The 14693-nt window shown below is 43.5% G+C and carries 13 protein-coding genes; 4 read left to right on the forward strand and 9 right to left on the reverse strand.

What is annotated here, in order from left to right:
• Positions 1-6: 6 nt before the first annotated feature.
• Positions 7-1437, reverse strand: a complete 1431-nt coding sequence (locus PY364_RS00885) for a hypothetical protein (RefSeq protein ID WP_275519597.1) — start codon at positions 1435-1437, stop codon at positions 7-9.
• Positions 1438-1524: 87 nt separating this feature from the next.
• Between PY364_RS00885 and PY364_RS00890 the strand changes: the two genes are divergently transcribed.
• The gene (locus PY364_RS00890) at positions 1525-2910 is read left to right on the forward strand and encodes a proton extrusion protein PcxA (protein WP_275519599.1); all 1386 of its coding nucleotides are present in this window, start codon (positions 1525-1527) and stop codon (positions 2908-2910) included.
• A 209-nt stretch (positions 2911-3119) separates the two neighbouring features.
• On the opposite strand, the gene PY364_RS00895 is transcribed toward PY364_RS00890, so the two are convergent.
• From PY364_RS00895 to PY364_RS00910, 4 genes are all read right to left on the reverse strand, one after another.
• The gene (locus PY364_RS00895) at positions 3120-4049 is read right to left on the reverse strand and encodes a polysaccharide deacetylase family protein (protein ID WP_275519601.1); all 930 of its coding nucleotides are present in this window, start codon (positions 4047-4049) and stop codon (positions 3120-3122) included.
• Between the two features lie 221 nt (positions 4050-4270).
• Positions 4271-5842 (reverse strand): bifunctional pantoate--beta-alanine ligase/(d)CMP kinase, encoded by a 1572-nt coding sequence (locus PY364_RS00900; RefSeq protein ID WP_275519619.1) that lies wholly within the window; start codon positions 5840-5842, stop codon positions 4271-4273.
• A 62-nt stretch (positions 5843-5904) separates the two neighbouring features.
• Positions 5905-6999 carry a septal ring lytic transglycosylase RlpA family protein gene (locus PY364_RS00905; RefSeq protein WP_275519603.1) on the reverse strand — a complete coding sequence of 365 codons (1095 nt, stop codon included), beginning with the start codon at positions 6997-6999 and terminating at the stop codon, positions 5905-5907.
• Positions 6996-7187, reverse strand: coding sequence for a hypothetical protein (locus PY364_RS00910; RefSeq protein WP_275519605.1), 192 nt, complete (start codon positions 7185-7187; stop codon positions 6996-6998). The genes PY364_RS00905 and PY364_RS00910 overlap by 4 nt, the downstream gene beginning before the upstream one ends.
• A gap of 483 nt (positions 7188-7670) precedes the next feature.
• On the opposite strand from PY364_RS00910, the gene PY364_RS00915 reads away from it, so the two are divergent.
• Entirely contained in the window at positions 7671-9068 is a 1398-nt protein-coding gene (locus PY364_RS00915) for a tyrosine-type recombinase/integrase (protein ID WP_275519607.1), read from the forward strand.
• A 108-nt stretch (positions 9069-9176) separates the two neighbouring features.
• Here PY364_RS00915 and PY364_RS00920 read toward each other — a convergent pair whose 3' ends face one another.
• A complete protein-coding gene (locus PY364_RS00920) occupies positions 9177-9380 on the reverse strand; it encodes a hypothetical protein (protein ID WP_275519609.1) in 204 nt (67 codons plus the stop codon).
• 453 nt (positions 9381-9833) lie between these two features.
• Between PY364_RS00920 and purM the strand changes: the two genes are divergently transcribed.
• A complete protein-coding gene (purM, locus tag PY364_RS00925) occupies positions 9834-10859 on the forward strand; it encodes a phosphoribosylformylglycinamidine cyclo-ligase (protein ID WP_275519621.1) in 1026 nt (341 codons plus the stop codon).
• A 112-nt stretch (positions 10860-10971) separates the two neighbouring features.
• Here the strand turns inward: purM and PY364_RS00930 are convergent, their stop codons facing one another.
• Positions 10972-11760 carry a 4'-phosphopantetheinyl transferase superfamily protein gene (locus tag PY364_RS00930; RefSeq protein WP_275519611.1) on the reverse strand — a complete coding sequence of 263 codons (789 nt, stop codon included), beginning with the start codon at positions 11758-11760 and terminating at the stop codon, positions 10972-10974.
• 24 nt (positions 11761-11784) lie between these two features.
• Positions 11785-12615: an SH3 domain-containing protein gene (locus PY364_RS00935; protein ID WP_275519613.1), complete on the reverse strand. Its 831-nt coding sequence runs from the start codon at positions 12613-12615 to the stop codon at positions 11785-11787.
• Between the two features lie 238 nt (positions 12616-12853).
• On the opposite strand from PY364_RS00935, the gene PY364_RS00940 reads away from it, so the two are divergent.
• Positions 12854-14233, forward strand: coding sequence for an NACHT domain-containing protein (locus PY364_RS00940; protein ID WP_275519615.1), 1380 nt, complete (start codon positions 12854-12856; stop codon positions 14231-14233).
• A gap of 24 nt (positions 14234-14257) precedes the next feature.
• On the opposite strand, the gene PY364_RS00945 is transcribed toward PY364_RS00940, so the two are convergent.
• A complete protein-coding gene (locus PY364_RS00945) occupies positions 14258-14452 on the reverse strand; it encodes a hypothetical protein (RefSeq protein WP_275519617.1) in 195 nt (64 codons plus the stop codon).
• Positions 14453-14693: the final 241 nt, after the last annotated feature.

Below are 14693 nucleotides of genomic sequence, written 5' to 3' on the forward strand. Positions count from 1 at the left end.
ACTCGGTTAGAAGCATTGAGGAGCGCGGGAAATGGGGAGAGGGGGGGCGGGGGAGAGGGAAGACGTAATTTGACCATCTTCTCTTAGTGCGTAATCCTCCCCATCTTCCCCTCTCGCCGATCGCTGGGTTAATACGACTAACATTTCGGCTGCGTCATCTCGTCTTACTAGGCGACCCAAACCCGGATAGACTAAGGCTAAGAGGGTGAGCAGAGCTCTGACGGTTGGAGAACTGGAGAGGGGGCGTTGGTCGTTAAGGGATTCTACGAGGATGTTGCGACTGGTAAAGATTTCAATCAGGCTATAGCGTGCGATCGCATCTAAACCCGGTGCAATCACTGCAATTTCCTCTGGCTGCGCCGCTTTTGAGTGCACCAACTCGACGACTGTTTCGGCGGTTTTTCTTAGTAAATCGGATCGGGAGGTGGTTTGAAGCGATCGCACTGAGGTCGGTAAGTGGTGATTTGAAGGGTAAAAGATGAAAGCATTAACCGCCAAGTCTACAACTACATCTCCAATCTCTGAAGCTAAGCCTGTAGGCTGGTTTAAGTTTTCTACCACGCAGCGTAATTGTAAGTCGGCCAGATATTCTGGGTCAGCCCCTAAACCCAGACGAATTCCGCCCTCTGGATTATAAGTAAAAGCGCCTGCTGCGCCGCGATCGAGCAGGAACTCGAACAAACGGCGACTGATAGCTGGATATTCGTCCACATCGTCCGCCAGCACTGCTTGATAACGCTCCGCTAGGTGCTGCTGATAGGTAGGCTCTTGAAGTAAATATCGCCAGTAAAGTTCGCAAATAATCCCATAAGTGAGTAGTCCTCTGGCTAAACACCAGTCCCGCCATTTCGCCAGCAACTCTCCCATCACTGCCCACAGGCTTGCTGGCGTGTTATCATCACTAAATCCATCTTCTAAAATAATTGGTATTTCTTCTGCTGGTGTACCGCTCTGGGCTGCCAATTGAAATAAGTCTAGAGTTCTACGCACCATGCGTTCTGTACCTACACCCGCTTGTCCCAGGATGCCTGAGTCCAGTTCAGAACGCCAGAGCATAGCTGCAAGTTCCTGTTCAGTTTCAGGTCGCAGTCGTAGGGGAAATTGAGCCCTCAAGTCGAGCGATCGAATTAACAGGGGCCAAAACAGCACTACTTCATCTTCAAAAAAACCTAGAGGCGTAGTTGAGTGAAAGGAATGCTGACCGGAGGTAGCTTCCGCAATTCGGTCAGCCAAATCAAGTCGATTGTCGCCGTTGGCGGCTAATACCAAAATTGCTGGGATTTTCTGACCAGCCATCCGCTGTAACTTACTCTGGCGGCGAGGAAAATTGGGTGATAACGGTTTGACGGTTCGACTCCACTGGCAAAACTGCTCTACTAGGCGAGTTGTTTTACCACTGCGGGAAGTTCCGGTTATCCAAAAAGAATCAGAGGGCACAGTTTGCACAATAAATAAATCTGCTAAGATACCACATACACTAATGCTTGCTGATACATCTCTAAAGATTATCAACCAACTTCAGCTATGACTATATCTCCCTGGATCAAGATTGAAAAATACTTGCACTCGGCTAACGACTGGTATCAAGAAACGCCGCAGAGAGCCTTGGATCAGGCTTACAATGCTGCCTTAGCAATTAAGGAGATCGAAGACGAGCATTTTAATGGCAAAAAAATCTCTGCTCAGTCTGTCAATTACGGAGACAGCGTACTTTCTTATTTTAACTCGGAACTGAGAAAGTATTTAAAGATTGTAAAAATGAGACTGGTGGAGTTTAATGCCAGTCGTTATGTGTTTAATTTTCAGGAGCGAGTTGCAGGTCAACCTCATCACAGAGAGGTGATGGATAAATCTGCAAATTTCTACGATCTAGAGCCAAAAGATAGAGCTTCACAATTTTTTGAGAAGCTAGAGTTTATTGATGGGGTAATAGGTAAGTACACTAAGGTTGAAATGCCGCAAAGCTTGACGGCAATCCTCCCGACTACCAATTCCCAGAATATGTCCCTAAATTCTTCCTCTCAAAGCTCTCAGCAATCCGAAAATAAGTATTCCGCAGACTCTAATAAAAACATCGCTAACAGTATTGATACTAGCGCCGCAGAGATGAGTTTACTGCCACGTTCGCTTTTAGGAACTCTGAATAGAATTACTAGAGATTTAAATCCTGAAGCGGAAAAGGAAGTAATTAAAAATTTCCGAAATTCAAAGGTAAAAACTATTATTTCTATTAGGTTTATTTTACTTTTGATTTTGATTCCACTTCTGACCCAGCAGTTATCTAAAAATTTCATTGTGGGGCCAATTGTTGACCACACTAGACCGGGGGAAATTTCCCAAACGGAAATTGCTCAAATCTTTATTAATGGCGATCTGGAAGAAGAAGCTTTTGAAGAATTGCAGAGATTTGAGGAAATGCTGAAGTTTAGAGAGTTAGTAGGTTTAGTTTCGCCGCTTTCTCTGGAGGAGAAGGAGAAAAGGGTCGAAATCAAAGCAGTTGAAATTGCGGAGGAATACCGTAATGAAAGTGCTAATGCTATTAAAAATGTTTTTTCGGATATTGTGGCTTGTGGTGTCTTCGCTGGGATCATTATTAATAATAAAAGACAAATTGATATTTTAAAATCTTTTATGGATGATGTGATTTACGGTCTTAGCGATAGTGCTAAGGCTTTTATAATCATTTTGTTTACGGATATTTTTGTGGGTTTCCACTCACCTCACGGGTGGGAAGTGATTCTAGAAAATGTATCTAAGCATTTAGGAGTGCGAGAAAATAGAGATTTCATTTTTCTGTTTATTGCTACTTTTCCGGTGATTTTGGATGCGGTTTTCAAGTATTGGATATTCCGATATTTGAATCGGAGTTCGCCATCAGCGGTGGCTACTTATAAGAATATGAATGAGTAATTATAGTTAGGGAAAGAGGGGCTAGGGGCTAGGGGCTAGGGAAAGAGGGGCTAGGGGCTAGGGGCTAGGGACTAGGGAAGAAGGGAAGAAGGGAATAAGGGAAAGAATTAAGGGTGGAAGGAAACCAGAATGCCCTAACCACCTTGGCGTTACTATATTTTCGTAAAAAAACCCGTTTCTGGGGCCCATGAGCGTAAGTCTTAAACAAGTTACTTATCTATATCATGGTCTATTTCCTGCTTTTTGCTCTCCTCATCCTGCATTTGTAATAACTCAGGAACCGTCACAAACTTATACCCCTGCTTCCTCAATTCAGCAATAATATTCGGCAATGCTTCCACAGTCTTAGAGCGATTTCCGCCACCATCGTGCATCAATACAATTCCCCCAGAACTTGCCTGACGCAATACGTTATCCTTAAGCGACTGCATCGAATTACGCCAATCTAAAGAATCAACAGACCACATTACAACTGTATACTTTTTCTTTTGAGCATAAGCAGCCAATCCATTTGTTAGAATTCCGCCTGGAGGACGAAACATAGTAACATCAATACCAGTTACCTCTTCAATTAAAGATGATGTGCGGTCAATCTCCTTAGCAGCAGCATCCTCACTATATTTAACGTATTTATGATTCCAGGTATGATTCCCGATCGCATGACCCGCACCAGCTACTTTTTTCCCAAGCTCTGGAAAAGCGTTTAAATATCTTCCTACCCAGAAAAAAGTAGCTTTAATATCGTTTTTATTGAGAATATCTAGGATTTGTAGTGTAGTTTCTGGCCAGGGGCCATCATCAAAAGTGAGTGCGATCGCCTTTTGCTCAGAACCCAGTTTCGCCTTACTAACAGTAGTTCCTTGAAACTGAGTAGGAATGAAAAAGCTAAACTGCTTCTCCTCCAAAATTGCGATCGCCTTTTCAGCATCCTCAACTCGCTCTTCTACGGCTGCTGTCACCTTCAGAACCTCTGGGCTCGCCGCTGACTTCTGGGGCTGCACGAGGGCCCAAAGTGATACCATCTGATTAAGCCGCAAATTTATTGGCAGTATTACACCAAGCACAAAACTGCCAGCAGCGGCTACAAAGGCAGCAGTAAAGGTCTTTCGCTGCCGCAGCAACCGATTTAAGTCTGCCACGTTTTTCTCCTTCACACCATTACGCAGTTAATTTTAGACTTTAGATTGAAAAGTAGACGCTCGGCAATCCTCGCTCGGATTGCCCTAGAGAAATTAAGAATTAAGAATTAAAAATTAAATTTTATCTTTTAATTTTGGATTTTTAATTTTTAATTACTGAAGTTGCCTCTACGATGCTATTGCAAATAACCGCAAACTGGGAAGAGCATCAGGATAAAAAGTTAACGTTTGCTTACATTTCTCTCTTTGTATAAACTGACAATTCGCTCTGTCACTTGTGCAATGCTCAAACCGTCTGTTTGAATCTCAATAGCATCAACCGCTTTACGCAAAGGTGCAAAGTCGCGGGTACTGTCTTTTTCGTCGCGTTCTGCAATATCCAGTTCTAACTGTTCTAAACTGATATCATTCTGACCGCGAGCTTGAAGTTCCATTAGCCGTCTACGCGATCGCTCCTTAACTGATGCCGTTAAAAAAATCTTGACTTCCGCATCTGGGAACACATTAGTCCCAATATCTCGACCCTCAGCCACAATACCACCCTTTCTCCCATAGTGTTGCTGCTGTTTTACCATAAAATGGCGCACCACGGGCAAAGCTGCTACTGCCGAAACATGACTCGTCACTTCTAAACTACGAATAGCCTGCGTCACATCTTCACCATTAATATGAAGAGTAAAAGATGAAGGGTAAAAATTAAATTCAATCTTACAAGCACTGACTAACTCCGCGATCGCGGCTTCATCGTCCATCCGCGTTCCAGTTTGCAATACCAGCCACGTCACGGCTCTATACATTGCCCCCGTGTCCAGATACATCAAACCTAGAACTTGAGCCACCTGCTTTGTAACTGTAGATTTACCAGCTCCCGCTGGGCCATCAATGGCTACAATTGGCCGACGATTGAGGAGAATTATATTATCAATCAAGCGAGTAGAACCAATCTTAGCGGCGATCGCCAATAATCCTGCTTCCTCGACAACATCCAGAAGTGTCAAACTATGAGGATTGACCAGTTCCACATACTCCACCTCAACTGCGGGTTCTGTCGCCAATTCGTGATGTACAGCCGCCTTTAACGCCGATGCTGTGAGTTCCCCTCCCTCGAAAGTTGCCTGAGCTCGTTGCAAAGAACGATAAATAGTAGATGCTGTCATCCTTTGAGAAGAACTTAAATACTGATTGCGAGAACTCCAAGCCAAACCAGATGCTTCACGGGCGATCGCACCAGCTACAATCTTCACAGACAAATTCAAATCCACCACCAACCTGCGGATAATTGCCACCTGCTGAGCGTCTTTAATCCCAAAATAAGCCGTATCTGGCTCAACTAAATTCAAAAGCTTAGTTACAATCGTCGCCACGCCCTGAAAATGTCCCGGCCTAGACTTACCGCACAACACCGAAGTCATAGCTTCAGGCGGAACCACTGTAGTCACTGGAAATTCGGAACTGTTTCCATTTCCTACCCCCAATTCCTCAGCAGAGGGAGTAAAAATTACATCAACACCAGCCTCTTGACAGATTAGCTGGTCTTGCTCCAAAGGCCGAGGATACCGTTGGAAATCTTCCATCGGCCCAAATTGGAGCGGATTTACAAAAATACTGACAACAACCACCCGATTCTCCAGCCTCGCCCGCTGGATTAAGCTCAGGTGTCCTGCGTGCAGAGCGCCCATTGTCGGCACTAAAGCCAATGACGATAGCTGGGATTGGCGATTCCGAGGCTCCGCAGCCGACAAGTGCGAATTTAGATAGCAGCGTAAAGCCGCAGTAGTAGTAAAAACGCGCACCAAGACACCCTCCAAAATTGTTAACGGTTAAATGTTAAATGTTAACTGTTAACTGTTAACTGTTAACGGTTAACTGTGTTAGCGTTTTGGGAGTCTATCAGCTCCAACTGTACCGGAGCAATGCCAGAATTGACCATTCCTAGCACTTGAGCAGCAGCAGCAGACAAATCAATTAATCGATCGCCAACGTAGGGGCCTCGGTCATTAATTCGCACGACTACGGAACGGCCGTTATCTAGGTTGGTTACTAGCACTCGCGTGCCAAAAGGCAGATCGCGGTGGGCTGCTGTCAGCTCATCTTGGTTGTAAGTCTCTCCGCTGGCGCTAAGATTGCCGTGAAAGCCGGGGCCATACCAAGAAGCCCATCCAGTGATCCGCACGTGAACTGGGCCCAGAGAAATGACTCTCGGTTCTGGCTTGGGTTTACCGACAACTTCCTGAAGGGGGGGAGCATTACCTAAGAGTCGGCGCAATCGATTGGTTGCTTGTAAGGCATCTACGCTAAAGTCGCTGGTAGTGTCGGGGAGAATGGTCTCCGCGTTGATTTCTACCAAATTTTCCCCGTTAACTTGAATGATGTAGCGATCGCCTTTTTCCCATTTGACAGCAATGGCATTGGCATCAGCGCTGTCTCGGAAAAGTTGATTGAGTTTTGCGGCCATCGCCGTTGCTCGCCACACTGGATCGGATGCTTCAGTGAATTCGTTCCCTTGCTTGCGATCGCTCTGAACTTCTGCATTTGCGCCTATTTTTAGGCTTTCGCGTAGTCGGCCGTAGGCATCGCTGTTCGTGGCTGCGCTAGAGCCTGATACAGTTCCGTTTTTACTGCCTTGCTTACTCGGTTCTAGAAAGGTGAGAACGGGAATATTACGTAGATATACTGTAGCGGCTAGACGGCCGGCTAAGGAGTGGGTCTGAATCTTGGCGATCGCCTCAGAGTCAAGCTCAGCTTTGGCTTGGTACTGGTACTCTCCCACTTTAACAACTTCCACCCGTTGAGGATTCAACTGGGGAGACGGCTTAGCGGTGTGGACTTGCTGTCCTACCGTATGAGCCATGTTAACTGTCTCTGGTTCTTGGGCCCGACTCGATGATGGTGTCACTAGAGCGGGAATTAGCAGGACAGGAAGTAGTCCGCCAACAAGTTTTTGCTTCATACGTCCATTTTTGTGAAGAGCAATTTTGGAGCGAGTAGCAGGGAGCGGTATAGCAGGCGTAAGGGAATTTCCCTCTCATCCGCAGCCATCCCCCAATTGAGCGATCTACAGTTTTTAGGCGAGTTTCTAGCAGCCATCTGCCAGAGCCAAAATTTTTCAGCTAAACTCACTTTTACGTGACAACTCATACTCATTCCGTGTTCACTTCTTGTTAAGGAACTGCAACAGAGTACCACGAAGTTCTAGGATTGGGGATCAAAAGAATACCCAAATTTACAATAACTTCATAAAAACTTTGTCGGACTATTTTGGCGTAAATGCTTTGATATCAATGGTTATAGCGAGTTTAGTCGTTTGAAAAAATTCATCAAATCTTTAAATATTTTTTTTCTTATTTATGTAAAGGGCGGCTGGGGACTGGGGGGATGGGGGGATGGGGAGATGGGGAGATCCCATCTGCTCTGCTATTGCTAACACTCTTAGCAATAGACTAGGGATTAGACTTAATGACAAACCTAGACTATGGATTATCGAAAAGTAGGTGTAAAATTGTGGTATCATTAAAATCAATCGATGAATCAAAGCATTCAGGTTGTCAGTCTCTACCATAAGCTTTGAAATCGAGCTAGTTTCCTAGAAACTTACTAGAACGCTGAAAGGACGCAAACTCAATGACTCAGGCGAAGCAAGCTCAACCTAAAATCAACGTGAGGGTCTACGCTGACAAGGGTTCCTTAGCCCTACGGTTCAGTACCAAGTACAACCTCATCTTTGAGCAGTTAACCGGGTTCAAAGGTAAGCAGAAGTGCATGGGGCTAGGGATGGCGGACACGCCGCAAAACTGCAAGAAAGCTCAACAGATAGCCCTACAGATTGAGGCGGACTTAGAGCATAGCGACTGGGTTAAGTTGTTTGACCCTACCTTTGCTAAGTACGGCATAGGTGACGCTAAGTTCGCTCAGAAGATGGGTGAGCTAATACAAATGCCTAACCAAAAAGTAGCGATGACCGTAGGTGAACTATGGGAGGATTACCTACTTTGGAAGGAAGGTCAGGTGCAGCCCACTACGTTTAAGCATAATTTCTTAGGCAGTTACACCAATGCGCTTAAGGGGTTAAAATGGAACAACAAAGCTCAGAGCTTCACTGACACGGGGTTAGGTATTTGGGGTTTGCCATTGAATGAAGAAATAGGTAAAATGGCTGATAACAGCTTAAACAAATTAATGTGTCACAACACTTCGGTTAAGCTGTCATCAGCACTCAAGGAAGCGATTGACCGCGCTATGCAATCAGGCAAACTTCAGCTAGCAAAAAACCCGTTTTATCAGTTGTATAAAGAAGCTGATGTGAGTACCAAGGATATGTATGCACCCAAGCAGGATGAGCATGGTGTATGGCGTGAATGGTGGGAACTTGAAGATGATGACGAGGAATATAGCAAGGATGTGAGAGCGTTTACCAAGAGTGAAAGGGATGCGATAATCAATGCTTTCTATGAAGCCAGTAGCGACGCTAAACGCCATGCGGCTACACTAATTGAGTTCCTATTCCTAACAGGTTGCAGGCATGGTGAAGCCTTCGCGCTACGATGGAAGGATGTAAGCTTTGAACGTGGTTATGTACGGTTTAGTAAAAGCTTCAATAAGACTTACAAGACTACTCAGCAAACCAAAAACGGTACTGTAAGGATGTTTAAGCTGTACCAGCCATTAACTGAGCTGTTGTTACGCATTAAACCCGCTGACGCAAAGCCGAACGACTTAGTGTTTAAGTTGATGAATGGCAGCGCCTACGGGGTAAGCAATATACAGGGCTATTGGAATAAAGAAAAAGGGGGAGGGAGGGAAAAAGGATATCGCAGCGATGGCACTGTAACCTCTCTGGTTCGAGAGGGCGTGTTAAGATGTTACTTAAATCCCTACTCAACCCGTCACACATTCATTACCCTGCAAGCGCAAGCAGGAGTGGATTTAGTGTTACTTGCCGCTTGTTGCGGTAACTCAGTTGAGATAATTCAGAGGCACTATTTAGGGATTAATGAAAAGGCCGAACTCGTAATTATCTAACTATTCCCTAACTGTGATATAATGTAGCTACCCAAACAAAAACAAAGAGGCATCCTAACTAAGTTTTAGGAGCCTTTTTTAGTGGGTTGAAGCCGTCACAAACTTCTATTACTTAGTTCCCCATTGACGCTCAAACGCTCTGTGAAACGCTTCGCCTTGCGCGATTGCTTCCAGCTTTAATTCGACTATTATCTTTTGACTCTCAACGCTCGTAGATGCGACTTGCTCAGCAAAAGACGGTCTACTCAATTGCTCTATCACGTCGCCTAACTCACCCTCACCTAATGTAGATTTTAAATCGGCTGTCGCCACCTTTAAAGGCTTAGGTATTGTTGCCCTTCTTAAAAAGATGGGGAATGATGAGTTACTTGAGAAGGCTAGACAACTTGCTGTTCGAGAGTTTATAGAGAGAGTTGGGTTGAATTAGCGTCCCACAATCTTTTTTTGCGGACGGCAGCTTCCTGCTGAGATAGGCTTTCCTCCCCATTTTCTGAAAAATTAATTTTTTAATTCTTTTTTTAATTCATTTTCTGTAAAACCCGCTCCAACTCAGGGGCATTTTCTGAAAAAACGTTTTCAGAAAATGGGAAACCGCCTTGTTGGACAAGAAAAATACTAGAATGGCTGGATGGTTAGGATGACTCAATAAATGAGTTCGCTTACCCTAAATTGGGTGAAAATAAGCAGTCTCAAGCACATTTTACTGGAATCGTACTAGAAAATGAGGAAATAATGGCTGAAAGCATTGATATTGGGTGTAGTACAATCACCTATCGCGAAGCAGGTGTAGATGTAGAGGCCGGTAGAGCCTTTGTGCAGCGCATCAAGAATATGGTGCAGAGTACCCACCGACCTGAAGTTTTAGGTGGCTTTGGCGGGTTTAGCGGTTATTTCAGTGTCCCTAGCGGTTTGAGCGATCCCGTTTTAGTCTCCGGGACGGATGGTGTTGGTACAAAGTTAAAATTGGCACAAATTTTAGATTGTCACGACACGGTAGGAATTGATTTAGTCGCCATGTGTGTTAACGATGTACTCACATCAGGGGCCGAACCGCTGTTTTTTTTAGATTACTTAGCTACTGGGAAATTGAATTCAGAACAACTTGCTCAGGTGGTTGCTGGTGTTGCTGAAGGATGTAAGCAAGCCGGCTGTGCTTTGCTAGGAGGAGAAACCGCAGAAATGCCAGGTTTTTATCAACCGGGAGAGTATGACTTAGCGGGGTTTTGCGTTGGTATTGCAGAAAAGAGTAAATTGCTGGATGGTTCCCAGGTAAAAGTAGGAGATATTGCTATTGGATTAGCCAGTAGTGGCGTTCACAGCAATGGCTTTAGTTTAGTTAGAAAAATTGTTAGTAGCGGTGGATTTGACTGGAGTTTGACACCTCAAGAATTAGGCGGTAAAAGTTTAGGGGAAGTGTTATTAACTCCAACTCGGATTTATGTTAAGCCAGTCCTAGAAGCACTCCGCAGTGGCTTACAAATTACTGGGATGGCTCATATTACTGGGGGTGGTTTGCCTGAGAATTTACCTCGGTGTTTGGGAGCTAATCAATCTGTAAAAGTTGATATTAATAGTTGGAAAAATCTGCCTATTTTTGAATGGATTGCAAAGGCTGGCGAGGTTGATAAAGTGGAGATGTTTAATACTTTCAATATGGGGATTGGATTTGTTTTATTGGTTTCATTTACGGGCGCTGAAGAGGCAATGCAATGGTTTGAGTCTCAGGGTATTTCTGTTGCTCAGATTGGGGAAGTGATTGAGGGGAATGGGGAGTTGGTAATGGAACTTTAAAGATCCATTTGTAGTAGTTTTATGCGCTCTAGTCTCATATTTAATGATGAGAGGAGCGCTATAAAAATCAAACTTCAGAGGCAACAAGCGAACTATGGGCTGCAACTATTATTCATTCTAGGTTGCAGCGCTCTTTGTCATCCTCGCAGTAATTCCCCCACCATTGCCAATAATTAAAGGACGGATTATCTGCTTTTACAGCTACAGCTCCTACATATCCCAAAACAGGAGTTAACTGCTGTAAATACCAAGGTTTTGCTGCCTGTAAATTGCCTTGAATGGTTAATATTTTAGGGGTTTTACTTGCAGAAAATAAGATTTCAAACTGATCTAAGCCAAAGGCTAGTCCTTCTCCAATTGCCTTTAAATAAGCTTCTTTACAAGTCCATAAGTCAAAAAATGCGGCTAGCTTTTCTGAGGGCGAAAGTTGACTCAGCCACTCAAATTCTTTAGCTGAAAAGAAGCGTTTAGCGATTTGTTCGGCATCGGCAATAGGATGAATTTTTTCGATGTCGATGCCAATTTCGCGACCGTTTGTAATGGCATACAATGCAACTTTACCAGAGTGAGACAAGTTAAATTTTAGTTTTTTAACTCCACAACTTTCTGCTATTTCTGGTTTGCCTCTACTTCCATAATTAAACTGTATTTGATGCGGATCTATGTCTGAATAGCGGCTTAAAATTGCTCTTAGAATTCCGCGAGAAGCGATGAAAAATTGTCTATGTTCCTCGAAGTGAAAGCGCTGAGCTCTAATTTTTTCGTCGGCAGAGAGGGTCTGAAAAAATATCTCAATTTCGTGAATAGATAAGTCGAGATTAGCACACCAAATATGTATATTGTCACTAGACAATATCAATGTTATGGGTGGAGTATTCCAGAGGCAATCGGAAGCGGTCATCGGGTTTTCAATTTCACTCTTATTTCAGTTTAATTCAATAGAAAAATCATATTTATATCCCTTAAAATTTGAGTCAAGTTGTAAGGTGTAGTCGCCCGTAACTGGTACTTTTCCTGTCCATTTTGTTTTGCCTTCTAGGTCGCTATTATCTGCTAAAACTTTACCATTTGGTGTTAAAATTAAGGGTAAAACCTGTTGATGATTGGTGAGTGTTATTGTCTGACCTTTGGTAGCATTAATTAGGTAAGAATGGCTGCCGCCGCCGATGATTTGACCTTGGACTATTGCCTCACTTCCTCCCGCCGGAAAACTAATTCTCTGATTGACATTTTGACAACTACTTTTTGTCCGATTTTTGGCAATCCAACCTGAGATCGGATCGGTAATTCGCAACCAACCATTTTGTTCATCAGCAACAGAAACAAAAGTATTATTGCTAAGTGTACCAACAATTTTGCTCTCACTTACCTGTGGGCGATCGCGCACATTTAGCGGTGGGTTGGGGTCAATTACTAAGGCCATACCAATTTTACACCCCGAATCTGGCGGTGAGACTACTATTGGCTGAGGTTTAGGAGTTACACGCGGGGAGAGGACAATTGGCTGAGGTTTGGGGGATGCTGGGGTGTCCACCGCTGGCGATTCTGGGTTGTTGGCAATGGTGGGGGATACTGGATTGATGCCTGCTTGCGGGTTTGGTACTGGAGATGATAGAAGGGGGGAATTAGAGGGTTGGGGTGGTAATTTTGAGTCGGTAAAACTGGATTGGGACTGAATCGTGGCAATGGTGACACCCAAGGCTGTGGCAACTCCAGCTAAGGCTGCTATGATGAATTGGCTAGGTTTGAAGGACATAACTTAATACCTCTTTATGAAGACTAATAATTTTTGTTACAAATTTAGGTTCTAAATCCTTTGATTTGCTTTAAAAATTACAGAGGATTGGCTAATATTTCAGGATGTTTTCTTATAGTTTAACATTGAAAGTTGCCACAATCAAGACGTTAGTTATTAGTGGGGTCGCTGAAGTGAATAATTTTACTCAGAGATTACAAGATATGATGTCCAATAGAGGTACAATCAAATAAGTAAAATGTTAAGATTGAGTCCTCTTAGGGAAAAATCACCTCGCGAGAAGTTGCTAGACGAAGTAAAGCGAGAAGTGAAGGCGGGGCGATCGCAGTCCTTGCACAAAGCTGTGTTGCTTAATTTACACGGTGATAAGCCGACACAGCATTTTCGGCGAAGCTGGGACATTGAGGTGAAAATCGGCAGCCGCCCTAGTTTTCAAGTGCCACAAAAGGCGGGGATTGTTCAACTTTTTGACCGCATGGGTGGGAAGTTGGTGATTTTGGGGACAGTTGGGGCGGGCAAAACTACAACTTTGCTGGAACTAGCAGCGAAACTGGTGAATAGGGCGGAAAATGAGGCAAATTTGCCCTGTCCGGTGCTGTTGAACTTGGCTTCGCGGAAAGATGATTCTGTGGCGATCGCAGATTGGCTAGTTGAGCAAATTCAGATTAAGTATAACATTCCCGTTAATATTAGTCAACAGTGGCTGGCTCAGCAGCAATTATTGCCACTATTAGATGGATTAGATGAGATTGAAAGTGAGCGACATGAGAACTTAATTCAAGCTATAAATCATTTTCTTGAAGGTGATTTTAAACCTAAGCATCTAGTGGTATGCAGTAGTTTTGAAGCTTACAAAAATTGCCAAAATAGATTCCAACTGCAAGCAGCAATTTTGTTAAAACCTCTAACAGAAACTCAGATTCACGAGTATTTAATAGCTGCTAGAAGTCGAGAACTCTGGTATAATATTGAGCGCGAACCTGAATTGTTGAAGTTAGCCAAAACACCGCTGCTATTAAGTATGCTGACTTTGGCCTATGAGGAAATTTTAATTGAATCTTGGAAACGGCTTCCTTCTAATGAGGCGCAGCGACAATATTTGTTAAATGCTTATATTCGCCGCCAGATGACTAGGGAAATTAATCAGCAGTGGTATACCAAAGGTAAAGAACCTCGCCCAGAACAAATTCGTTACTGGTTAGTATCCCTGGCAAAAAAGATGGAAGCAGAGAATTTGACAGAATTTTCTTTGAGGAATTTGTCGCTTAGTTGGTTAGAAACTGAGGAACAACTGCAAATTTATCAGAGGGGAGTTAAGCTGGTTACTGGGCTAATTTTTGGCTTAATTTTGTGGTTGGTTGGTGGCGCGATCGCACTGGAAATTTTGGGGTTATTTGTGGGAATAATTGCTGGAATAATTGCGGGGATATTTGTCAAGATTCCAGTAATTGAAAATTTTATGCTGCGAGTTTTGCTGTGGCGGTACGGTTATACTCCCTGGAATTATGAGCGTTTCTTAAATTATGCGAGTGAAAAATTGTTGCTGCAAAAATTGGGAAATAATCGCTACCGGTTTATTCATAATTTGTTACAAAAATATTTAGCTGAAATGCGATAAAAATAGTAAAGTAACCGGGCAATATTACAATTTTAGAGTGGGTGGAAGAGGCAATTTTTCTCCCATTTTATAATGACGTTGCTCGATTAATTCTTTTAATTTAGCTACGCGATCGCGTGGATTTGGATGCGTCGCGAAAAAAGCCATAAATTCCCCATCCTGTTTCTCACTCATGCGCTCAAAAAAGTCAGTTGCTCCCGCTACATGATTATACAGCATATTCCAGGTGAATGAAGTACAGTAGCAGAACTCTTAGTCAACTAACTACTTAGATCGATGAAATTGTGTGTACCACATATATATGGAATATGCTGTAAGTAGCTTGCAAAAGAGGGTTCTTCCGTACTTAGTATGCTAAAATATTAAAAACATCGAGTATTCAAGTTAAACCATGAAAAGATTAATGACACAACTACTAAATTTGCCCGGTGTAATAGTAGAGAATAGTTTGGAGACAGAA

Origin of the sequence: Kamptonema sp. UHCC 0994 (assembly GCF_029167235.1) — a bacterium.
Taxonomy (GTDB): Bacteria; Cyanobacteriota; Cyanobacteriia; order Cyanobacteriales; family Microcoleaceae; genus Kamptonema.